This is a genomic window from Exiguobacterium sp. s143 (assembly GCF_018618895.1).
Lineage (GTDB): Bacteria > Bacillota > Bacilli > Exiguobacteriales > Exiguobacteriaceae > Exiguobacterium_A > Exiguobacterium_A abrahamii.
Genome location: NZ_JACSMX010000001.1, coordinates 664,707 through 687,636 on the forward strand (window position 1 = coordinate 664,707; position 22,930 = coordinate 687,636).

General features: G+C 49.1%; 25 protein-coding genes. 1 reads left to right on the forward strand and 24 read right to left on the reverse strand.

The window, feature by feature from the left end:
* Window positions 1–5 precede the first annotated feature (5 nt).
* From dprA to smc, 16 genes are all read right to left on the reverse strand, one after another.
* The gene (gene dprA, locus KNQ03_RS03745) at window positions 6–833 is read right to left on the reverse strand and encodes a DNA-processing protein DprA (protein WP_214723616.1); all 828 of its coding nucleotides are present in this window, start codon (window positions 831–833) and stop codon (window positions 6–8) included.
* 83 nt (window positions 834–916) lie between these two features.
* Window positions 917–1,834, reverse strand: coding sequence for a succinate--CoA ligase subunit alpha (gene sucD / locus KNQ03_RS03750; protein WP_023468731.1), 918 nt, complete (start codon window positions 1,832–1,834; stop codon window positions 917–919).
* 13 nt (window positions 1,835–1,847) lie between these two features.
* On the reverse strand, window positions 1,848–3,008 hold the full coding sequence (gene sucC / locus KNQ03_RS03755; RefSeq protein ID WP_023468732.1) for an ADP-forming succinate--CoA ligase subunit beta: 1,161 nt from the start codon (window positions 3,006–3,008) through the stop codon (window positions 1,848–1,850).
* Between the two features lie 87 nt (window positions 3,009–3,095).
* A complete protein-coding gene (locus tag KNQ03_RS03760) occupies window positions 3,096–3,356 on the reverse strand; it encodes an EscU/YscU/HrcU family type III secretion system export apparatus switch protein (RefSeq protein WP_214723618.1) in 261 nt (86 codons plus the stop codon).
* A complete protein-coding gene (locus KNQ03_RS03765; RefSeq protein ID WP_214723619.1) occupies window positions 3,353–4,219 on the reverse strand; it encodes a flagellar hook-length control protein FliK in 867 nt (288 codons plus the stop codon). Before KNQ03_RS03765 ends, KNQ03_RS03760 begins: the two co-directional genes overlap by 4 nt.
* 12 nt (window positions 4,220–4,231) lie before the next feature.
* Window positions 4,232–4,984 carry a ribonuclease HII gene (locus KNQ03_RS03770; protein WP_214723621.1) on the reverse strand — a complete coding sequence of 251 codons (753 nt, stop codon included), beginning with the start codon at window positions 4,982–4,984 and terminating at the stop codon, window positions 4,232–4,234.
* Window positions 4,985–5,035: 51 nt separating this feature from the next.
* A complete protein-coding gene (gene ylqF / locus KNQ03_RS03775) occupies window positions 5,036–5,899 on the reverse strand; it encodes a ribosome biogenesis GTPase YlqF (protein ID WP_214723623.1) in 864 nt (287 codons plus the stop codon).
* Window positions 5,900–6,046: 147 nt separating this feature from the next.
* Window positions 6,047–6,586: a signal peptidase I gene (gene lepB / locus KNQ03_RS03780; protein WP_034786034.1), complete on the reverse strand. Its 540-nt coding sequence runs from the start codon at window positions 6,584–6,586 to the stop codon at window positions 6,047–6,049.
* Between the two features lie 104 nt (window positions 6,587–6,690).
* Window positions 6,691–7,044, reverse strand: coding sequence for a 50S ribosomal protein L19 (gene rplS / locus KNQ03_RS03785; protein WP_023468738.1), 354 nt, complete (start codon window positions 7,042–7,044; stop codon window positions 6,691–6,693).
* A 112-nt stretch (window positions 7,045–7,156) separates the two neighbouring features.
* Window positions 7,157–7,885, reverse strand: a complete 729-nt coding sequence (trmD, locus tag KNQ03_RS03790) for a tRNA (guanosine(37)-N1)-methyltransferase TrmD (RefSeq protein WP_023468739.1) — start codon at window positions 7,883–7,885, stop codon at window positions 7,157–7,159.
* Window positions 7,882–8,391 (reverse strand): ribosome maturation factor RimM, encoded by a 510-nt coding sequence (gene rimM / locus KNQ03_RS03795; protein WP_023468740.1) that lies wholly within the window; start codon window positions 8,389–8,391, stop codon window positions 7,882–7,884. Before rimM ends, trmD begins: the two co-directional genes overlap by 4 nt.
* 62 nt (window positions 8,392–8,453) lie before the next feature.
* Window positions 8,454–8,729, reverse strand: coding sequence for a 30S ribosomal protein S16 (gene rpsP, locus KNQ03_RS03800; protein ID WP_023468741.1), 276 nt, complete (start codon window positions 8,727–8,729; stop codon window positions 8,454–8,456).
* A 93-nt stretch (window positions 8,730–8,822) separates the two neighbouring features.
* Complete coding sequence (gene ffh, locus KNQ03_RS03805; protein WP_023468742.1) at window positions 8,823–10,172, reverse strand: signal recognition particle protein; 1,350 nt, start codon at window positions 10,170–10,172, stop codon at window positions 8,823–8,825.
* A gap of 12 nt (window positions 10,173–10,184) precedes the next feature.
* Entirely contained in the window at window positions 10,185–10,505 is a 321-nt protein-coding gene (locus tag KNQ03_RS03810) for a putative DNA-binding protein (RefSeq protein ID WP_023468743.1), read from the reverse strand.
* Window positions 10,506–10,604: 99 nt separating this feature from the next.
* Window positions 10,605–11,609 carry a signal recognition particle-docking protein FtsY gene (gene ftsY, locus KNQ03_RS03815; protein ID WP_023468744.1) on the reverse strand — a complete coding sequence of 335 codons (1,005 nt, stop codon included), beginning with the start codon at window positions 11,607–11,609 and terminating at the stop codon, window positions 10,605–10,607.
* The gene (gene smc, locus KNQ03_RS03820) at window positions 11,606–15,169 is read right to left on the reverse strand and encodes a chromosome segregation protein SMC (protein WP_214724294.1); all 3,564 of its coding nucleotides are present in this window, start codon (window positions 15,167–15,169) and stop codon (window positions 11,606–11,608) included. The genes ftsY and smc overlap by 4 nt, the downstream gene beginning before the upstream one ends.
* Before the next feature lie 126 nt (window positions 15,170–15,295).
* Here smc and KNQ03_RS03825 point away from each other — a divergent pair, with 126 nt between their 5' ends.
* Window positions 15,296–15,496 (forward strand): DUF1128 family protein, encoded by a 201-nt coding sequence (locus KNQ03_RS03825; protein WP_023468746.1) that lies wholly within the window; start codon window positions 15,296–15,298, stop codon window positions 15,494–15,496.
* 70 nt (window positions 15,497–15,566) lie between these two features.
* On the opposite strand, the gene rnc is transcribed toward KNQ03_RS03825, so the two are convergent.
* The 8 genes from rnc to sdaAA form a co-directional block, all read right to left on the reverse strand.
* A complete protein-coding gene (gene rnc / locus KNQ03_RS03830) occupies window positions 15,567–16,337 on the reverse strand; it encodes a ribonuclease III (RefSeq protein WP_251140234.1) in 771 nt (256 codons plus the stop codon).
* A 56-nt stretch (window positions 16,338–16,393) separates the two neighbouring features.
* On the reverse strand, window positions 16,394–16,633 hold the full coding sequence (acpP, locus tag KNQ03_RS03835; RefSeq protein WP_029342095.1) for an acyl carrier protein: 240 nt from the start codon (window positions 16,631–16,633) through the stop codon (window positions 16,394–16,396).
* A 70-nt stretch (window positions 16,634–16,703) separates the two neighbouring features.
* On the reverse strand, window positions 16,704–17,435 hold the full coding sequence (fabG, locus tag KNQ03_RS03840; protein ID WP_035396763.1) for a 3-oxoacyl-[acyl-carrier-protein] reductase: 732 nt from the start codon (window positions 17,433–17,435) through the stop codon (window positions 16,704–16,706).
* Entirely contained in the window at window positions 17,432–18,352 is a 921-nt protein-coding gene (gene fabD, locus KNQ03_RS03845; RefSeq protein ID WP_035396761.1) for an ACP S-malonyltransferase, read from the reverse strand. Before fabD ends, fabG begins: the two co-directional genes overlap by 4 nt.
* Window positions 18,353–18,368: 16 nt before the next feature.
* Complete coding sequence (plsX, locus tag KNQ03_RS03850; protein WP_050677493.1) at window positions 18,369–19,364, reverse strand: phosphate acyltransferase PlsX; 996 nt, start codon at window positions 19,362–19,364, stop codon at window positions 18,369–18,371.
* Complete coding sequence (fapR, locus tag KNQ03_RS03855) at window positions 19,361–19,930, reverse strand: transcription factor FapR (RefSeq protein WP_023468752.1); 570 nt, start codon at window positions 19,928–19,930, stop codon at window positions 19,361–19,363. Before fapR ends, plsX begins: the two co-directional genes overlap by 4 nt.
* Before the next feature lie 85 nt (window positions 19,931–20,015).
* Window positions 20,016–22,046, reverse strand: coding sequence for an ATP-dependent DNA helicase RecG (gene recG, locus KNQ03_RS03860; protein WP_214723625.1), 2,031 nt, complete (start codon window positions 22,044–22,046; stop codon window positions 20,016–20,018).
* Window positions 22,030–22,926, reverse strand: a complete 897-nt coding sequence (gene sdaAA, locus KNQ03_RS03865; RefSeq protein WP_023468754.1) for an L-serine ammonia-lyase, iron-sulfur-dependent, subunit alpha — start codon at window positions 22,924–22,926, stop codon at window positions 22,030–22,032. The genes recG and sdaAA overlap by 17 nt, the downstream gene beginning before the upstream one ends.
* Window positions 22,927–22,930 lie beyond the last annotated feature (4 nt).

Genomic DNA, 22,930 nt, shown 5'->3' on the forward strand with positions numbered 1-22,930 from the left:
ACTTATCATAGTAGTCTCGATTCCCATTTGTCAACGTTCAGCCGAATACTTTTTGAAACTTCTTCCGGATCAAGGAGTGGAATCGCTCCTTCTGCGATCAATTGATTCGTTCCGGTAAAGAACGATTCCGTGGGACAACCCGGCAAACAATAGACCTCTTTTCCTTGGTCAAGCGCGTGACTGGCAGTATTCATCGTACCGCTTCGTTTCGCCGCTTCGACGATGATCAATGATGAAGATAATCCAGCAATGATCCGGTTCCGTTCTAGAAATTGAAATTTTTGAATAGGAGTTCCGGGCGGATATTCAGAGAGAAGAAGACCGTTCGAGAGGATGCGTTCAAAAAGAGTAGCATGGGAAGTAGGATATAGGCGATCAAGTCCGCCAGCAAGAACCGCAATCGTTGTCTGCTGATGTTTTAAGGACAAGCGATGGACGAGTGCATCGATACCATAGGCACCTCCGGAAACGGTGGCGAGATCTGGATGAAAGAAGGGTTGCAAGAAACGCATGCGGGAAAGATGGTGCGGTGAGGGGGTTCGACTACCGATGATACTGACGCGTGGAAGTGTTAGGCGGGACGGATCACCGCGGTAAAAGAGGGCATAGACCGGTTGAGGGATCGTCAGTAACACAGTCGGAAACAGTGGATCTCCTTTGACTAGAATCGACTCTTCGATCCAATCAAGCTGTAATGCTTGTTCATACCGTTTTCGAAGACGCGTCGAAACGGGTAATTCATGACTTGGAACGATTCCAAATTGCTCAATCAATCGGACGATCGTGTAGGGTACCTGACACATGGCGAAGCGGATATACAGTTCACGTTTCATGAGATCAGCGCTCCTTATTTAAGCTTCTTATTTATATAGAAGAAAGCCGTCCTGATTTGATCAGGACAGCTCCTTTTTTTGATTTATTTGACTGTGCTGTTCGTCACGCACTCGTCATAGATCCCTGCTTCTTTGATGACACGGATTAACGTCTCACCAATGACAGCTGGTGTTTCTGCCACTTCGATTCCGTTTGCACGGAGTGTCTTGATTTTTTCAGCAGCTGTTCCTTTACCGCCAGAGATGATCGCACCTGCGTGACCCATCCGTTTGCCGGCAGGAGCTGTTTGACCACCGATGAAACCAATGACTGGTTTCGTCATGTTCGCTTTGACCCACTCAGCCGCTTCTTCTTCAGCTGTTCCACCGATTTCCCCTAACATGATAACGGCTTTTGTTTCTGGATCTTCGTTGAATGCTTTGAGCGTATCGATGAAGTCCGTTCCGTTGACCGGGTCGCCCCCGATACCAACAGCTGTCGATTGACCGATACCAGCAGTCGTCAATTGATGGACAGCTTCATATGTCAAAGTCCCAGAACGTGAGACGATACCGACATGACCTGGTGTATGGATATATCCTGGCATGATACCAAGTTTCGCGACACCTGGAGTGATGACGCCCGGGCAGTTCGGTCCGATGAGACGAACTGGTTTGCCTTCGAGGTAACGTTTTACTTTGACCATATCAAGAACTGGAATACCTTCCGTGATACAGATGATCAGCGCGATGTTCGCATCTGCTGCTTCCATGATTGCATCCGCTGCGAATGCTGGTGGTACGTAGATGATCGATGCGTTCGCACCCGTTTTTTCGACCGCTTGTGCGACCGTATCAAAGACAGGAACACCACCGAGTACTTCCGTACCGCCTTTTCCTGGTGTGACACCGCCTACGAGGTTTGTGCCGTAGTCGATCATCTGTTCACCGTGGAACATCCCTTGGTTACCAGTAATCCCTTGAATAATGACTTTCGTCGATTCGTTCACCCAAATACTCATCTTTAGCTCCCCCTTACTTCACGAGCGCAGCGATTTTTTCTGCGCCGTCTGCCATTGATGTAGCTGCTGTAATCGCTAGACCTGAATCTTTGAGAATTTGTTTCCCTGCATCAACGTTCGTCCCTTCAAGACGAACGACGAGTGGCAATTCGAGACCGACTTCTTTTGTCGCCGCAACGATACCTTCTGCGATGACGTCACATTTCATGATTCCACCGAAGATGTTGACGAAAATCCCTTTGACGTTCTCATCCGACAAGATCAGTTTAAAGGCTTCTGTTACTTTTTCCTTCGTCGCACCACCACCGACATCGAGGAAGTTCGCAGGATCACCACTGAAGTGTTTGATGATATCCATCGTTGCCATGGCAAGACCAGCACCATTGACGAGGCAACCGATGTTTCCATCGAGCGCGATATAGTTCAAATCACTCTTTGATGCTTCGACTTCGCGTGGATCTTCTTCTGTTTCATCACGTAACGCCACGATGTCCGCATGACGATACAATGCATTTGAGTCGAAGTTCAACTTCGCATCCAGTGCGAGGACTTCGCCATCCTTCGTCGTAACGAGTGGGTTGATTTCTGCGATCGAACAATCCTTGTCGACGAAGAAGTTATAGAGTTTCGTGACCATACCGACGAACTTGTTGACGAGCTTCACAGGAACACCCATTGCAAACGCAAGTTTACGCGCTTGGAATCCTTGAAGACCAACTGCAGGATCGACGACTTCTTTGATGATTTTTTCTGGTGTCGCTTCCGCCACCTCTTCGATGTCCATACCACCTTCACTTGATCCCATGATGACGACACGTCCTGTCACACGATCAAGTACGATTCCAAGATAGTATTCTTTGTCAATCGCACACCCTTCTTCGACGAGAAGACGTTGAACGACTTTTCCTTCTGGACCTGTTTGGTGCGTGACGAGCGTTTTGCCGAGTAACTCCGTCGCATATTCCTTCACTTCTTCTTGCGATTTCGCAAGCTTGACGCCACCTGCTTTACCGCGTCCCCCCGCGTGAATTTGAGCTTTGACGACTTTGATCGGGCCTGACAATTGTTCTGATGCATCGACCGCCTCTTCGACGGTGAAGGCTGCGATTCCGTTTGGTACGGGTACACCGTACGAACGAAGTAATTCTTTTGCCTGATACTCATGTACATTCATGAAAAAATCCCCCTTAACCCCTTTAGTTTCGGCTCTTTCATTGTAGTTAAAATTGGAAGCGCTGTCTATCGTTATCGACCGAAAGCTTTATTTTTTCAGAAGTTCATCTTGATCGAGACGATATAAAAAGGCGAATAACTCAGCGATGACACCGTATAATTCTTCCGGAATCTGTTCTGATACTTGAACAGCATCTAGTAACGTCATCAATGTTTCGTCCTGCCGGATCGGAATATCATGTTTTAATGCCTCTTCTAAAATCCGTTCTGCGATGTGTTCCGATCCCTTAGCAACGACTTTTGGGGCATGCATCTGTTCTTCGTATGATAGAGCTATTGCTTTTTTCATATATGAAGATCCACCCTTCCGTTACGCGTTGAGATATCATGCGGTACGCGCTCTTTCGTCTGTTCGACCCAATCGAATCGCGTCAATGCATAGCCTTGTTCCTCAAGACGAGTCTGAATTTGCGGTGTGTAGGCTTGCATGAACGTATTGACGTGCGCATTTGGATGAAAGACGGAAATCGAAACATTCCGGTCTACGATCAAGACGTCGACAGCGACCTCACCGAGCGTCGGTAATTGAAGATATAGGACGACGCGGGCATGATTTGGATCAAACGTCCGTTCGAACGGTGCTTCCATCATGAGATCAACATCTTCGAATGGTCCAAATTGAGGTAATTGAAATAAATAGACTCCTTTCCCTGCTTCGTTCGTTGCTTGGACGAGTTGTTGCGCTAAAATCTGATCACTCGTCTTTCGATCAAGCGTTCGACCTGTCTCGTCACCCTTTGCCAGTTGAACGAGTTCGGTAAGGGCGTGTTTTAACTGCTTCGCTTCTCCTTCCGTCACCGGTTGACCAATTTGCCTTAGGAGTTCCCGTGTTTCCGCAGTCGGTACCGTCTGGCGTTGTAAAAAGGAGTCGAGTAACTGGGGGAGAGCCGACTTTTGCGGAACAGACTCGGTCGAGATGATTTTTAAAACCGGTTGTCCCTCTGCTGAAACGACTTGAAAGCGATACATGTTCCCTTCTTTTAATTCAGCCGTCGTCCCTGCCGTCAAGACGCGTTGACCGACTTGGAGTTCCATTAATCCGTCCGGCAACAGCTTCAATACTTTACCGACGATGTTTGCTCCTTCCCGTAACGGTAGGTTCGCATGATCGATGATTTTAAATGGAAGTAAGGCACGATGTTCGATTTGCATGCTCGATTCCTCCTAAAGACGTTCTTTGACAGGACGGAATGTTTTCCGGTGAATCGGTGTGACGCCCAGTGTATCGAGCGCTTGTAAATGTATCGGTGTTCCGTAACCTGCGTGTGTTTCAAATCCATATCCCGGATACTCGATTGCGTATTGTTCCATCATCGCATCTCGTGTCTCTTTCGCAACGACACTTGCAGCAGCAATGGAGACACTTCGCGCATCTCCTTTGATAAGAGAGAGTTGTGGTGTATCGTCGTCGAGTGTCATCGCATCGACAAGTAAGGCATCCGGTCGTAATTGGTGTACTGCGTCTTGCATCGCCCGTTTCGACGCCTGATAGATATTGATTTCGTCGATTTCAGCCGGTTCGATGATGCCGATCGCAATCTCAGCAACTTCTTGCAGATGCTTAAGTGCCGCTTGCCGCTGTACTTTACTCATCTGTTTTGAATCCGTTAGTCCTGGATGATAGAATCCGTCTGGTAAGATGACCGCTGCTGCGACGACCGGACCAGCTAGTGGACCTCGCCCGACTTCGTCCACTCCTGCAATTCGAACGTATCCTTGCTGACGATACTCGTCTTCAAATGCGAGTCGTTCCTTGAAATCGATCCGTTGCTGCTCTTCGTGCGCAAATCGTCGTTCTGTCTGACGAAACAGTGTATGCACCCCTTTTCGCGTATCTGACGCCAGTTCCTGCTTTAACTGAATAAATTCTTCTAATGTTGCTTTTTGCAATCGTTCTTTTAATTCTGCTATCTTCATACATCCTGCTCCTTTGAAAAAAACTTGGACATCAAAAGATGTCCAAGTCCGTTATGCATGCGTTTCCCACTCTTCAACCGTTTCAAGCGTCACTCGACCTAGCTTTTCCGTTCGTAGTTCATGCAGGAGCATTTCGCTCGTCCGCTCGAAATCGACATAGCCACCTGAGACGAAACCACGTTTTTTACCGATTGCTTCGAGTACATCAACCGCTTCTCCCGATACTTCGTCGAGACGATAGCGCTCACGCAATTGCTCCGGATACCTTGTCTTTAGCTCACGAAGGGCAAATAGCGCGATATCGTCGATGTTTAAGATATCATCCTTGATCGCTCCTGTCGCTGCTAACCGATACCCGACGACTTGATCGTCGAACTTCGGCCAGAGGATACCTGGTGTATCGAGTAATTCCATCTCACCTGTCTTCATTTTGATCCATTGCTGGCGTTTCGTCACACCCGGACGGTCACCGGTGATTGCGATGTTCCGACCAGCGAGACGATTGATGAGCGTCGATTTCCCAACGTTTGGAATACCGATGATCAAGGCACGGATTGCACTCGGATTCCGACCTTTTTCTCGCATCCGCGCATGCTTTTCTTTCATTAAACGTAACGCACCTTCATGGATTTGATTCAATCCTTTGTTATGCTTCGCGTCAACCGCGACGACATCGACACCATCTGCTCGTAATGCGTTCATCCATTGTTCTGTCAATCGTTTATCCGCCATGTCTGCCTTATTGAGGACGATCAGTCGCGGCTTACCTGCCGTAATCTGTTCGACCATCGGGTTACGGCTCGACATCGGAAGACGTGCATCGACGAGTTCGATCACCACATCGATCAACTTTAATTTTTCTGTGACTTCCCGACGTGCTTTGGCCATGTGACCGGGGAACCATTGAATCGTCATATCCTTCACCTCGTTCATATATTCCTGGACTTCTTGCTGATCATACGATACATGAAAAAACATCCACTCCCTAGTATACGCAACTTAAGACAAGAAAAGAAGATGAGCTGCTTACTTTTAACGGCAAGCGTCTCATCTTCTTTCGTTTTAATCGACAGAGCGTACATCATTGAATGGATAGAAGACGAAGTTCGTCGTTCCGACGATTTGTTCTTCATCCACGAAACCGATATCACGACTATCTTTTGAATTTTGACGATTGTCTCCCATGACGAATACTTTCCCTTTCGGAACGGTCGTTTCTCCCGTTCGCTCTTCAAGCGTGAAGTCTTCCGTCAATGGCACGCCACTCATCTGGGCTTTGTATTCTTTCAAGTACGGTTCGGCGACCTTCTTATCGTTGACATACAATGTATCGTCTTTGTAATACATCGTATCTCCCGGAACAGCGATGACCCGTTTGATGTAGTCTCGCGTTTCCGTTGCATGGAAGACGACGATATCGCCTCTTTCTGGTTCATTAAAATAGTACGGGACCTTATTGACGATCATTCGATCCGCATTGTGTAAGGTCGGCATCATCGATTCCCCATCAACGATGACGGGTACGAACAGGAACGTTCGAATGATGAACGCGATGACGAGCGCTACGACGAGCGCCTTTACCCAACTGAATAACTCCTTCACGAATTCCACTCCCTTGATTAACGCAATTTCTTCCTAAGGACTAGTATACGCATAAACTGCAAAAAAAAGAAGCTTGTCCGGAGACAAGCCACTTTTTCACATGATTAACGACGAATTTCTTTAATACGCGCCGCTTTACCGCGAAGGTTACGGAGGTAGTAAAGTTTCGCACGACGGACTTTACCGTAGCGAACGACTTCGATTTGTGCAACACGTGGTGAGTGGAGCGGGAAAGCACGCTCAACGCCAACTCCGTAAGAAATTTTACGGACTGTGAATGTTTCACTGATGCCGCCACCGTGACGTTTGATGACTACGCCTTCGAAGAGCTGAATACGCTCACGCGTACCCTCGACGACTTTAACGTGTACACGGACTGTATCCCCAGGACGGAACGCAGGGACGTCTGACTTGATTTGTTCTTGTGTAAGTTCACGGAACAATTGTTGTGTGTTCATGAATGATTTCTCCTTTTTTCACCAATGTTCTTATCTTCATATGCTTCAAGCATCCGACAGCGGAACATCGTTAATGGGTGGCTTTTGCCACATGTTTTAACTTATCATAGATTCAGTCGTTTGACAATCCTGAAATCGAGTCTAAATAACGTTGATCTTCATCCGTTAACGATGCATCCACGAGAAGATCAGGGCGCCGCTCATATGTCCGCTTCAGCGACTGTTCCCGTCGCCATTTTTCAATCCGGGCATGGTTGCCTGATAACAAGACATCGGGTACTCGGTACCCTTTATATTCTGCCGGGCGTGTATAGTGCGGGTATTCGAGAAGTCCCGTCGAGAAGGAATCATCTTCGTGACTCGCAGACGCACCGAGGACGTCCGGTAAGAGGCGAACGACGGCGTCGATCATCGTCATCGCAGCGAGTTCTCCTCCCGTCAAGACGAAGTCTCCGAGCGAGACCTCATCCGTCACCAACTGATCATGGATTCGCTGATCAAACCCTTCATAGTGGCCACATAAGAAGACGAGTTCTTCTTCGTTTGCCCACTCTTCCGCCATTCGTTGCGAAAACCGTTTACCGGTCGGTGTCATGACGATGATTCGTCGTTTTCGTTCCGGTAGACTTGCCATCGCATCGAAGACGGGTTGAGGTGTCAACAGCATGCCGGCTCCTCCGCCATACGGATAATCATCGACCTTACCATGTCGATTCGTTGAAAAGTCTCGAAAATTGATGGTTTCGAGTATGACGTGTTGATCGTCTTGCGCTCGCTTGACGATCGAATGATCAAGCGCTGAAAACATCTCTGGAAACAGCGTCAATACACGGATGTTCATTCCTCGATCAGTCCCGGAAGCGGCGTGATCTGAATACGTTTCTGTTCGACGTCGACGGAAGCGACGACTTGCTCGATATACGGGATCAGGACATCTTTTTTTCCGTCACGTTTGATCGTCCAGACGTCATTTGCGCCCGTTTCGAGAATGTCGGATACGACTCCGATTTTCGTCTCACCGTCATAAACCGTACAACCGATGATCTCATGATAGTAAAATTCATGCTCGTCTAAGTCCTGTAAGTCTTCTGCGTGGACATAGAGTTTCAATCCTTTGTACTTCTCGACGTCATTGATATGATGCATGCCTTTGAACGTCACCATGATGAATTGTTTATGCTTTCGGTAGCCACTGATCGTTACCGGTGTATACGTGCCTTCAGAGCCGAGAAAGACTTCTTTTCCGACCTTAAAGCGTTCTTCCGGGAAATCCGTGCTTGCGAGTAACTTCAATTCCCCTTTTAGACCGTGCGTGTTGGCGATTTTCGCAATTTCCAACCATTCCATTCGTTTCACTTCCTTTCTTGAATTAAAAAAAGGAGGTAAGCTTTCGCTCACCTCCTAACGTCTTACTTCGCGAGTTTCGCGTTGTGGAATTTCTCCATGATACCAGCTTGTGAGAAGAGGTTACGAACTGTGTCCGAAGGTTTAGCACCTTCAGAGAGCCATTTAAGAGCTAGCTCTTCGTTGATTTTAACTTCTGCTTCTGGTTTAGCAACTGGATTGTAGTATCCGATTTGCTCGATGAAACGACCATCACGTGGTGCACGTGAGTCTGCTACTACCACACGGTAGAAAGGTGATTTTTTTGCGCCCATGCGCTTAAGACGAATTTTAACTGCCATTCGTAAGTCCCTCCAAATAATAAATGATTTTTTCGTTTAGTCAAATTGACAACTTCATTAGTATACAACGTTACAGCAAAAGAGAAAAGACTTTTAAAAGAATGGAAGGCCAAAGCCTTTCTTTTTCCCTTTGCCCATCTGTCCGGAAAATTGTTTCATCATTTTCCGCATGTCTTCGAACTGTTTAATGAGGCGGTTGACTTCTTGGATACTGCGTCCGCTACCGCGGGCAATCCGCTTCCGACGGCTCGCATTCAAGATTTCAGGTTCAGTCCGCTCTCGTTTTGTCATCGATTGGATGATCGCTTCGACATACACGAGTTGCTTCTCATCGATTTGGGCGTTTTTCAACCCCTTCATCTTCCCTTTACCTGCCCCAGGGATCATTCCCAACAATTCGTCGAGTGGACCCATCTGTTTCACTTGCTGCAACTGCTCGATGAAATCATCGAATGTAAACGATGCATCGCGCATTTTGCTTTCTAACTCTTTGGCACGCGTAGCGTCCATTTGTGACTCTGCTTTTTCAATCAGTGTCAGCATGTCTCCCATGCCTAGAATCCGAGACGCCATCCGCTCGGGATAGAATGGTTCGATGGCATCGAGCTTCTCTCCAAGACCGACGAACTTAATCGGTGCTCCGGTGACTGCCTTGATGGAGAGTGCTGCACCACCTCGCGTATCTCCGTCGAGCTTCGTCAGAACGACTCCCGTTACGCCAAGCTTCTCGTTGAAGCTCTCTGCGACGTTGACGGCATCCTGACCCGTCATCGAATCGACGACAAGGAAGATTTCATGCGGTTTGGCGATCTCCTTGACATCAACGAGTTCCTGCATCAGTTCCTCATCGACGTGTAAGCGACCTGCCGTATCGATCAACACGATATCGTGATGATGCTCTTTTGCATAATCGAGTGCACCGGTAACGATTTCTTGTGGACTAACCTGATCTCCCATCGAGAAGACCGGTAACTCCAATTGTTTACCAAGTGTCTCTAATTGTTTGATTGCTGCCGGACGATAAATATCCGCCGCAACAAGCAAAGGACTACGATTATGTTTTTTACGTAAATGATTGGCAAGTTTACCCGTTGTCGTTGTTTTACCTGCCCCTTGCAGACCCGTCATCATGATGACGGTCGGAGGACGGTTCGCAAGCGTCAACGGTGACACTTCTGCACCCATCAGATTCGTCAATTCGTCATGGACGATTTTGACGACTTGTTGCCCTGGCGTCAATGACGTCATGACATCCTGACCGACGGCGCGTTCCTTTACATCATTTACGAATTGTTTGACGACCTTGAAGTTGACGTCGGCTTCGAGTAGCGCTAAGCGAACTTCGCGCATCATCTCTTTGACGTCTGCTTCAGAAATCTTACCTTTACCTCGCATTTTAGCGAGACTGGCTTGAAGCCGTTCCGATAATCCTTCGAATGCCATTAAGAATGCCTCCTACTCTAATTGCTCCAATGTCTCAATGATCACTAGGGCTTCACCCGGAAGGTCGCATTGCTTCAGCTGATCGAGTAACTGCTTTCGCCGTTCGTGTTTCTTGAACAGCGATAGTCGTTCTTCATACTGCTCGAGCATGGCTTCCGTGCGTTTTATGTTGTCGTAGACTGCTTGTCGGCTGACTTCAAACTCATCGGCGATCTCACCTAAGGAAAAGTCATCTAAGTAATAGAGTGACATGTAATTCCGTTGTTTTGGCGTCAAAAGCTCCTGATAAAAGTCAATCAGATAATTCATCCGGTTCGTTTTATCAAGTGTCATTCGAGCACCTCCGCAATGTTAAGTGAAATTCCTTTACAGATAGTATAGTACAGCCCTCACAGTGTGTTGTCAAGTTTTTTTCTTTACATGAAACGTCGCTTATTCCGCGCTTTCTTCCGTGTCGACGTTTTCTTTTTCTTCAAAGACATCGCCGAACAGTCCATATACGAATTGTTCTGCGTCAAATGGTTGTAAATCATCGATTTTTTCACCGAGACCCACGAACTTCACCGGTAGATTCAGCTCGTTCTTGATCGCAAGAACAATCCCACCTTTTGCTGTGCCGTCAAGTTTCGTTAAAACGATTCCGCTAACGTTCGTCGCTTGTTTGAAGGCTTTTGCCTGCACCATCGCGTTTTGTCCTGTTGTTGCGTCAAGTGCTAGTAACACTTCATGGGGTGCGCCTGGAATCTCACGTTCAATGACGCGTTTGACCTTTTCGAGCTCGTTCATCAAATTGACCTTGTTTTGTAGGCGTCCCGCCGTATCACAAATCAGGACGTCGACCTTACGTGCTTTCGCTGCTTGGACGGCGTCATAAACGACAGCAGCCGGATCGGAGCCTTCGCCTTGGCGGATGACCGGTACACCGGAGCGTTCGCCCCAGACTTGCAGTTGATCGATCGCACCAGCCCGGAACGTATCTCCCGCTGCTAACATGACGCTCTTACCTTCTTGTTTTAATCGGTTCGCAAGTTTCCCGATCGTTGTCGTCTTACCGACCCCGTTGACACCAACGAAGAGAATGACATTCAGCTCATGATCAAGATCAAGGGCTGTCTCTTCTTCTTCGACTAACATGTTCGCGACGACTTCAACGAGGACATCCCGGACTTGTTTTGGATCCTTGACGTTACGTCGTTTGACTTCTGTCTTTAATTCTTCGACCAAATCCATCGTCGTCGTCACACCGACGTCTGCTTGGATCAACACTTCTTCTAACTCTTCGAAAAAGTCTTCATCGACTTCACGGAAGCGGTAGACGAGATCATTGACGGCACTCGCTAAACCGTCGCGTGTCTTCGTCAAGCCTTCCGTAAATTTAGTCGTGACTTCTTGTGTCGAAGTCGTCAAGCGGTCTTTCAGTTTTTTAAAGAAACTCATCGTTTAATCTCCTTTGGTTCTTCACTTAATGTACGTCGTGCCTCTTCTAGTTTAACGGATAACACTTCAGATATCCCGTTTTGCTGCATCGTGACGCCGTAAAGGACATCTGCCGCCTCCATCGTTCCTTTCCGATGGGTGATGATGACGAACTGTGTCTCGCGTGCTAGCTGATGGACGAACTCGCCGAATCGCGCGACGTTCGCTTCGTCAAGCGCCGCCTCGACCTCATCGAGGACACAGAACGGGACAGGACGTGTCTTTAGAATCGCAAATAATAAGGCGATTGCTGTCAAAGCACGCTCTCCACCGGACAAGAGCGACAAATTCTGCAGCTTCTTACCAGGCGGTTTGGCAACGATATCAATTCCACTCGTCAACAGATCACTCGGGTCAACGAGGACTAGATCGGCTTCACCGCCCCCGAATAACTCGCGGAATGTTTCCCGGAAGTGTTCTCGGACAGCATCATACGTTTGACGGAACAATCGAATGACTTCTCGGTCCATCTCTTCGATGACGCCATAGAGATCGGTTTTAGCAGCGACGAGATCATCCCGTTGCGCGGATAGGAACGTAAACCGTTCATCGACCTCTGCGAATTCCTCAATCGCACCGATGTTGACGATGCCGATTTCTTCGAGTTGGCGTTTGAGCAGATGAATTTCCTCTTTTGCCTCTTCATACGATAAATCAAGTGGTGCAATCAGTTCGAGCAGTAATCCCATCTCTTCCAGCATTTCTTGTCTTGTCTCAAGACGCGTGCTCGTTTTCCCTTGCGAGAGTCGTAGCTGCTCGAGTGCCTGTTTCGTCGTTTGTTGATCGTCCTTCGTCTTCGCTTCGCGGATCCGGATCAAGCGCAGGGATTCTGCTTGTACTTGAATCCGTTGCCCGATCGCGACGAGTTCGGTCTCGACCTGTTGTTGTTCCTGTTCCTGTTCGCGCTGTTCCGCGTGCAAGGCATCGATTTTCGCTTCGTCGAATCCTTCGAGGACATGACGCAAGTCACGGCGTTTATGACCACGTTCAAGCTTCGCGTGACTGACCTGTTCCGTCAGGCGTTCGATCTCTTGCGTAAGCTGCGCTTGTTTCATTTGAATCGTCCGCTCTTCGAGAACTGCTTCTGCTTGTTCCTTCTTCAGTTCGTCCATCGTGACGGCACCACGGGCTTGCGCATCCTTGAGACGATCTAAGGCTTGTCTGAGCTCCGTTTGACGCTCCGTCCATTTTGCGATATCGACTTCCGACGTCTCGATGATCCGACGTGCTTCCTGTTCTTGTTCGAGTACACGTGCCATCTGTCGATCTTCAACTGATAATTCAGACGTCATGACAGCAAGATGACGGTTCGCATCTGCTAACGTATCGCGCGATTGTTCGAGTTGTCCTTGTAATGCTTGAATCGTTTCTGTCCGCGTCCGAGCAGTAGCATCAAGAGTCTGGATCGCCGCTCTCAGATCTTCCAAGCGGCGCATCTGCTCCCGAATGACCGCTTGTCCGCGCGTCAGTCCCTCTTTTAACTCGTCAAGTTCGCGCGATTGACTGAACAGTGGTGTACCTTTTTTCCGACTTCCGCCGGTCATCGTACCGCCGACGTTGACGACATCTCCTTCGAGCGTGACGAGACGATAGCGATGTCCTGTCGAACGGGCGATTTGGTTCGCCTGTTCAAGTGACTCGACGACGAGTGTCGTACCGAGCAAGTTCATCTTTAATTTCGTCAACGTCTCGTCTGTCGTCACGAGATCACTTGCGATCCCGACGAACCCAGACATTCCACCGACTTGTTCTCGTACTGAACGATTGACTTCGCGTACTTGGAGTGAGGCGAGCGGCATGAACGTCGCTCGACCGGCATTTAACCGCCGAAGCTCCTGGATCAGACGACGTCCTGTCGCATCGGTATCAACGACGATGTTTTGCATTGCCCCACCAAGCGCTGTCTCGATTGCCGCTTCAAACCGCGCCGGAACCGAAATCAACTCCGCGACCGCTCCGTAAATACCTGGGTGCTGATCTCGTTGTTTTAAAATCGTCTTCACGGCACCGAAATAACCGCTATAGTCGGCTTTGACGGATTCAAGGAATTCAATCCGGTCTTCCGTCTTATGCCGACGTCGCTCTAAATCCGCAACGGACTGTTCGACTTGTCGTAACGCATGTTGTTGTTCATTTCGTGCTGCAAGTGCCGTCGTCTCTTCTTCCGTTGCTTGGTCCAACTTCGTCCGGATCGAAGCGACATCCGCCTCTAGTCGAGCGACGTCTTCCTCGAGTTGACGACGCGTCGATTGTTTCGTACCGCTGTCCGCCGTAAATGAACGTTGTTGTTCTTCTGCCTGCATGAGATCTTGCTTCGCCCGATTATAGGCATTATTCGTCGCAGCTAATCGACTCGCCACTTCAAAGGCTTCCGAACGTAATACTTCGGCTTCCTTATCAAAATCACGATCGGTTTGTGTCAGCGCTTGATCGGCTCGTTCTCGCTCAGCCGTGATCCGCTTTGCTTCCTGATCGACTTCTGCTTGGCGTTCCTGTAAAGCGGTCAGTTCCAGTTCCAGTTCCTTAACGCGTTCTTCGACGACGGCAACCTCTTGTTCGAGTCGCTCTTTCGTCTCGGTCCCGTGTTTTTCACGCTCTTTCGCTAAGTTAAGGGCACCTTGGATCTCAACAAGTCGCGTCGAGACATATCGAAGTTGCTCCTGCAACGCGTTTTCTTGTTGTCGTTCTTCTTCGAGCGTCAATTCTTGATTTTCTCGGGACACGACGGTCTCTTCGTAAGTCGTCTTTTGAGACGCAAGGCGTTCTTCACATTGTGCGATGTCACGCGCTAGTGTTTCGAGCTCCGTCTGATACGTCGTGATTTCATGCGCCAAGATACCACGCTCGAGGACATCATGCCGTTCTCGAGCGACAAGATACTCCTTCGCGAGCGCCGCTTGTTCACGTAACGGCTCGATTCGTCCGCCAAGTTCATATAAAATATCATCGACACGCGATAGATTCGCTTCCGTATCACTTAATTTCCGCTCGGCTTGCTTCTTGCGATGACGATACTTCAAGACGCCTGCTGCTTCCTCAATGACAGCACGACGTTCTTCCGGTTTTCCGGAGATGACTTGTTCAACTCGCCCTTGTCCGATGATCGCAAAAGCATCACGCGACAAGCCTGTGTCCATGAACAGATCAAGGACATCCTTCAGGCGACATGGTTTTTTATTTAAAAAATAATCGCTGTCTCCGTTGCGGCTGACACGCCGCGTGACACTGATTTCCTGATACGGCAACGCAACCGTTCCCGACTCGTTGTCTAAGACGAGCGTCACCTCGGCAAATTGTTTCCGGTGTTCAGACAGACTGCCGGCAAAAATGACGTCTTCCATCTTCGCCCCGCGCAGTGACTTCGCAGATTGTTCTCCGAGCACCCAACGGACAGCGTCCGATATATTTGATTTCCCACTTCCGTTCGGTCCGACGACTGCCGTGACACCCGGAAGAAATTCTAATTCAGTTCGACTGGCAAATGATTTGAAGCCATTGATTTCAATTCGTTTTAAGTACATCTTGATCACCCGTATGTTTAAATTTCTTTTGAATTTCTTTCAGTTTACCATAGCCGAAACGCTAGCAACATGATAGGTTTTAAGGTAGTATCACGCGAAACAAGAAGAAGAGGAGCGAATAACACGATGACGATTGAACAAATGATTGAAGCAATCTTAGATAAATTGAACATCATCAACAAAGGGGTCATTAAAGCAGAACAGTTCGACGGCTCAAAAAACGAGGACTTAAAAGAGATTTATGAGTTCGTCATGATGCGCGACTCGTTATCACTGGCAGAGGTCGATGCGATCGTCGACGAACTGAAATCCCTCAAAACTGTCTAATCAAGCGAACTTCACACGATAAAGGCCGATCATCTCTCACGCATTCGAGAGATGGTCGGCCTTTTGTTGCTTAAAACTGTTTCTTTAATTCAAGTAAGGCTTGTTTTGCCGCTTGTTGTTCTGCCTCTTTTTTCGATCGGCCTGTCCCGATCCCTTCTAGCTCATCCGCGACTTGGACACGCGAGATGAATTCCCGACTATGCGCCGGACCGCGCTCCTCGATGATTTCATACTCGATGACACCTAAGCCGACACGTTGAATCGCTTCCTGTAATTGACTCTTGAAATCTGTCTGTTCTTCAAAAAAGCCTGTCGCCACTTTCGGAAAAACCGCTTCGGCGAGGAATCGTTCGGCTGCTTCGATGCCTTGGTCAAGATACAAGGCGCCAATGAAGGATTCGAAGACATCCGCAAGTAAGGCTGGACGATTCCGACCACCGGTCAGTTCTTCCCCCTTACCTAACAGAATCATATCGGAAAACTGATAGTGATTCGCAAATTGGACGAGTGACGGTTCACAGACGATTGCCGCTCGCAATTTCGTTAATTCCCCCTCGGAACGTTCCGGGTAGTGTTCGAATAGATAGCGTGACACCGTCAACTCTAAGACCGCGTCCCCTAAAAATTCTAGGCGTTCGTTATCCCCTTCAGACTCGCGTTGTTCATTGACGAACGAAGAGTGCGTGAAGGCTTGTTTTAATAGCTCGACATTAGAAAACGTGATATTCAGGCGCTCTTGTAACGCTTCGAATTTCTGCTCGATTTGAGCGAGCGTCCGAGCATCCTTGCGTCGTTTTACATAGGGTCCTTTTCGGACACGATGTCCTTTTTGATTCGTCATAGTTCCTCCTAAACAGCTAAAGCCCACCGCAAATTGCGGTGGGTCAGCTTCAATGATCAGACTTGTGTTTCGATGTAGTTGACGACATCGCCGACAGTCTTCAAGTTTTCTGCTTGCTCATCTTCGATCGTGATTTCGAACTTGTCTTCTAAGTCCATGACGAGTTCCATGACTTCGAGAGAGTCAGCACCGAGGTCATCTTTGAACGATTTATCAAGTGTGATTTCACTTTGTTCTTTTCCTAATTTTTCTGCGATTGCTTCTTGTACGTCTACTAAGATTTGTTCTTTTGTCATTTTAAAATCCCTCCATGAGTTGAGTATATAAGATGATTGCCGATTTGGCAAAGTACTACCGTTAGTTGTGTTACATCGTCATGCCGCCATCGACGGCAAGAGTTTGTCCTGTGATGTATCGCGCTTCATCTGAAGCGATGAAACTGACAAGTGAAGCAATATCGTCGGTTTGACCGAAGCGTTTCAACGGAATTTGCCCGAGTGACAGGTTCCGCTGTTCTTCTGTCAATTCGTCCGTCATGTCCGTCTCGATGAATCCTGGACAGATGGCATTGACTGTGACGCCTTTACTAGCGAGTTCACGTGCGACGGATTTCGTCAACCCGATCAGACCCGCTTTCGCTGCGACATAGTTCGCTTGCCCTGGATTTCCGGAAATACCGACGACTGATGCGATGTTGATGATACGACCGCTTGTTTTTAACAACGGACGTGTCGCGGCTTGCGTGACGAGAAACGCCCCTTTCAGGTTCGTATCGATGACAGCATCGAAATCTGCTTCCTTCATGCGCATCAGCAAACCATCACGCGTGATGCCGGCATTATTGACGACACAATCCAGTTGACCGAATGTGTCGATCGTCTGTTTGATCATCTGTTTGACAGCATCCGCTTCAGCGACATTCGCTTGAATCGCGAGTGCCTCACCGCCTGCTTCCTTGATTTCACGGACGACAGCTTCCGCCTTGTCCGTGCTTCCTGCATAGTTGACGACGACACGGAAACCATCTGTTGCCAATCGCTTCGCGATGGCAGCTCCGATGCCGCGTGACGCGCCAGTGACGAGTGCTACTTTACTCAACGAATTCCCTCCGCTTCCAATTGCTCAAGTGTCGTGATGCTGATGATCTTTGCATCTTTTTTGATTCGTTTCACGAGACCGCTCAACGGAGATGATGGACCGAACTCGATGAATGTATCCGCACCTTCTTCGATCAGACGCTCGACGCATGATTCGAATCGAACCGGTGAATAGAGCTGCTGAACGAGCAAACGAATCAATTCGTCTGGTTGATCATGGAACGCACTGTCGACGTTCGAGATGAATTTCGTCTTCGCCGCTTCAAACGGTGACGAGACGAGAATGTCTTCGAATCGTGGTGCGAATGGTGTCATGAGTGACGAATGGAACGCACCTGAGACATCAAGCGGTAAGACACGTTTTGCTCCGAGCTCTTTTAACTTCGCTGTAGCGGATTCGACCGCTGCGATTTGTCCAGAGATGACGAATTGCCCAGGACAGTTGTAGTTGGCGATTTGAACGATTTCTCCCGTTGCCGCAATCGATTCGACCGCGTGATGGGCTGCCTCGACATCATTCATGCCGATGACCGCCGCCATCGTTCCACCCGTGACTTGATTCATGAGTTTTCCGCGTTCTCGGACGAGATAGACGGCTTCAGACGGTGTGATGACAGAAGCTGCGACGAGCGCACTATATTCTCCAACACTGTGTCCGAGTACGAAATCAGGTGTATGTCCTTGTGCTGCGTACTGCTGTGCGAGTAATGCACTGTGTGCGACGATGGCTGGTTGAGCGATGTCCGTCGCTTTCAATTCATCCTTCGTCCCTGTCGTCATCAGCGTCGTCAGATCCAGACCAATTCGCGTTCCGAGGTCAGCGAGTGCTTGGCGTGTCTCGTCTTGCGTGATGAGCGTCTGTCCCATTCCAGGGGTTTGTGACCCTTGTCCCGGAAACATCCAAACTGTTTTCCCCATCTCGTCTCACTCCTTCTTAACGTGCTTCTGTTGCCTTCGCTTGAACGATTTTGGCAACGACTTCTTGTTCGACCATCTTTTCTGCTTGAACGAGCGCTCGGCTGAATGCGTAGGCATTACTTGAACCATGCGCCTTAATGACCGGAGCCGCTATGCCGAATAGTCCGGCACCGCCATATTCTTCATAAGCGAGCAACTGCTTCATTTTTTTCAACTTCGGTTTTAGTACGAGAGCGGCTAGCTTTGATGTCCAAGAGCTCATGAATTGTTCTTTCATGACACCCATGATCATACTGGCAGCCCCTTCTGTACTCTTAAGTAACGTATTGCCGGCAAAACCTTCCGTGACGATGACATCGACGTCACCGCTCATCGCTTCTCTCGCCTCGACGTTCCCAACGAAATGAATCGGTGCTGTCTCAAGTAGCGGATACGTTTCCTTCGTCAGTGCATTCCCTTTACCGGCTTCTGATCCGATATTCAGGAGTCCGACTTTTGGACGTGTGATGCCGCGAACTTGTTCTGCGTAGACAGACCCCATGATGGCATAATCGAGCAGATGCTCTGCCTTCGCATCCGGGTTGGCGCCAACATCTAAGATGACGACACCTTTCCCATTACGTGTCGGGAAAGTCGGGGCCAGTGCAGGACGGTCAACTCCTTCGATTCGACCGATGACGAACAATCCGGCAGTCATGAGCGCTCCCGTGTTGCCTGCTGAAATCAAGGCATCTGCCTCTCCTGATTTCACCAGGTTTGCAGCCACAACGAGTGAGCTATCTTTCTTGCGGCGAATCGCACGTACCGGTTCATCTTCTCCGGTGATGACGGATGCCGCGTGGACGATCGTCACGCGCGGATCCTCGATTGTGTATGAGCGTAATTTCAACTCATCTCCGACTAGTCGGATATCGATGTTTTCGTTTGGGCGTTCTGCCAAATAGGCAACGACTCCTTCTACGATGGCACGGGGTGCGTGGTCGCCCCCCATAGCGTCAACTGCTAAAATCATTTCGATTCCTCCTTACTACTTCGATACACCGTGAACTCACCGATGAAGACACATTCTTCACCGACATAACTCTCCACTGTGATGTCAGAACGACCATCTTGACGATGGGAACTGACGAATGCCTTTGCAACGACGCGTTCTCCGACGTGAACGGAGCGTGTGAACTGGACGTTCGCACGTGTCGTCAACGCGAGTTCATCGTCGATGAGCGCAATCGCAAGCGAGTTTGCCTGCGCGAACAAAATATGTCCGCGGGCGATCGCGTTCCGACTAAACGCATGTTCCGGCAAAATCTCAAGGATCGAGATCGCAGATGTATCGAGTTTCAGGTCAATCATATCACCAATGACTTCATTTTCAGTCAACGTACGCACATCATCCAGCCGTTCGGTCGCGACGTGTTTAATTCGCTCCCGTAATTCCGGAATCTTTAATTCCATCCGGTCGAGACGAATCGTCTGGATACTGACACGGAATCGTGTCGCCAGCGCTTCATCCGTGATGAACGGATTTTGCTCGATCGTCTGTAATAATTCTTGTTGTCTCTCTTTTTTAGGTACCCGCATGTATGTTCCTCCCACAAGAAGGATGACTACTATTATTACCTGGTACTAACAGTAGTATATATCCCTTGTTGTTCACTTTCAAGTATTATTCGATTCTTTCTCCTTCAAGTAGCCCTTGTCGTTCGATATAGTCACGCAAGACATCGTATTCCGGCGCTTGCCAAAAGGCGTCCGATCGCAGTAATCGGACTGCATCTTGTCGCGCAGTTTCCATGACTTGTATATCGAGCGCAGGATCGGTCAAGACGAAGCGCGGTAATCCACTTTGTTCGGTACCGAAGAAATTTCCGGCTCCGCGCAGTTTTAAATCCTTTTCCGCTAGCTTGAAGCCATCGTTCGTCTCCGTCATTGTCTTGATCCGTTCTTTTCCCGTATCGGAAGAGGGATCGGCGATTAGGATACAGTAAGACTGGGCATCGCCTCGACCGACGCGCCCTCTTAATTGGTGTAACTGCGCAAGACCAAAGCGTTCTGCATCATGAATGACGATGATCGACGCGTTCGGAACGTTCACGCCGACCTCGACGACCGTCGTTGAAACAAGGATTTGAACAGTATTCTCCTTAAACGCCTGCATGACCTCGTCTTTTTCTGAAGAAGTCAAGCGCCCATGCATCAAACCGACATGATAGGGCTTGAACCGCTCGGTCAATGTCGCATGTAATTCGATCGCATTTTGAACTTCGAGTGATTCGGATTCCTCGATCAATGGCGTGATGACGTAGGCTTGTCGACCTTGCGACAATTCTTTCTCGACGAACCCGAAAACGCGTTCCATCTGTTGCGGTTTCGCCCAGTAGGTCTCGACTTCCTTTCGTCCCGCCGGCATCTCATCGATGATCGAAACATCCATATCTCCAAAGACCGATATCGCAAGCGTACGCGGAATCGGTGTCGCTGTCATATATAATACATCTGCCTGTTCAGCTTTCGCGCGCAACCGCTTCCGTTGTTCGACACCGAAGCGATGTTGTTCATCGGTGATGACGAGGTGTAATGCCTTGAACTGGACAGTGTCTTGAATCAGCGCATGTGTTCCGACCAAGACGTCGATCTCTCCTGTTGCGAGGGCTTCGAGCAAGTGTGCACGCGCTTTCCCTTTAACGGAACTCGTCAGTAAACCGACCCGAATCCCAAGTGGTTCAAGCAATGGGGCGAGCGACGCTGCATGCTGTTCCGCTAAAATTTCGGTCGGCACCATCAAGGCGCCTTGTTTTCCGGCACGAACCGTCGCGAACAAGGCGATGGCAGCGATGACGGTCTTCCCGCTTCCGACATCCCCTTGCAGCAACCGATTCATTCGTTCGCCGCGACCGATGTCGTCTAGAATCTCTTTTGTCACACGTTGCTGTGCACCTGTCAGCGGAAACGGCAGGCTCTTGATGAAATTGGCAATATCCGTTTCATGAAGGGGAAGAGCAATCCCTCGACCTTTCCGTCGTCCAAGACGTAACGCCTGTAATTTCAGCTGGAAATAGAGGCACTCCTCGTAGACATAACTGCGACGAGCAGCCGTTAACTCTTGTCGATTCGTTGGGAAATGAAGCGACTTCAACATCGTCATCCGGTCTTGCAACCGATACGTCTTCCGGATGCTATCCGGGATTCGTTCAGCTAATGCCTCAGTCTCCTTGAACGCCAAGTCGACGACGCGTCGGAATGTCTTCATCCGCATGTCACCCCGGAGCGAGTAAACGGGTGTCAATTCGCCTTCGATTGCCCCGAATTGCAATTCCGTCGCAGAGATCGTCATCCGGTGTAAATCCCACTTGCCACTGACCGTCACTTCTGCTCCGAGTTGCAATTGGTCTTTGTAGAATGCCCGGTTGAACATCGTTACGGTCACACTATACCGTTCTTCAACGAGCAGACGGAACGTTAAACGATTCTTTCCTTTGCCGTAATAGCGCACAAGTGGTTCAGACTGGACTTGACCCGTGAACTTGACTTTATCCTCATGGATTGCTTCCGTTAGACTTCCCGTCACGAAGTCGTCATAACGAAACGGGACGTGCTCGAGCACGTCCGCAACGGTGAGAATATTCATCTCTTCTAGTTTTTTCGCCAAATCCCGTCCGACACCTTTTAATGTCTTGACGTCACGTGATGGATTCATTCGATAACTCTCCGAAGATTTTCGCTTCGAGCCAGCGACCCGTCGGCGTATTCGCGAGTCCACCTTTTGCTGTCTCGCGAAGCGCAGACGGCATCATCTGACCAATCTCATGCATGGCTGAGATGACTTCATCACACGGAATCCGTGACGTGATTCCAGCGAGTGCCATGTCGGCAGCGACAACAGCATTCGCCCCACCCATCGCATTGCGTTTCACGCATGGCACTTCGACGAGTCCTGCAACAGGATCACAGACGAGTCCAAGCATGTTCTTCAGCGCGATCGCAAAAGCATGCGCTGACTGATCCGGTGTTCCGCCCGCCATTTCAACGATGGCAGCTGCTGCCATCGCTGTTGCTGAACCAACTTCTGCTTGACAGCCACCAGCCGCTCCGGAAATCGATGCATTGTTCGCGACGACGAAACCAAACGCACCGGATGTGAACAAGAAGCGTAACATCTGCTCACGCGTTGGGTTTAACCGATCTTTGACAGCAAATAGTGTACCAGGCACGACACCGGCACTCCCTGCCGTTGGTGTCGCACAAATTTTTCCCATCGCAGCATTGACTTCATTCGTTCCGATTGCCTTACTAACGGCGTCCAGTAATAAATCACCGGATAATCCTTTACCTGAAGCACGGTATCGTTGAAGTAAGACAGCATCCCCACCGGTCAGTCCTGTCACCGACTGGACACCGTCACCATCAAGTGAACGAGCGACTGCTTCTTCCATCACTTGCAGGTTTCGTTCCATCATCGCATAAACTTCATCTCGCTCTAAATGACGAACCGTCATCTCTTGCTCGATCATGACTTCCGAAATCGGAATATTTCGTTCCGTCGCGATGGCGACGAGTTCTTTTACGGATTTAAACATGTCT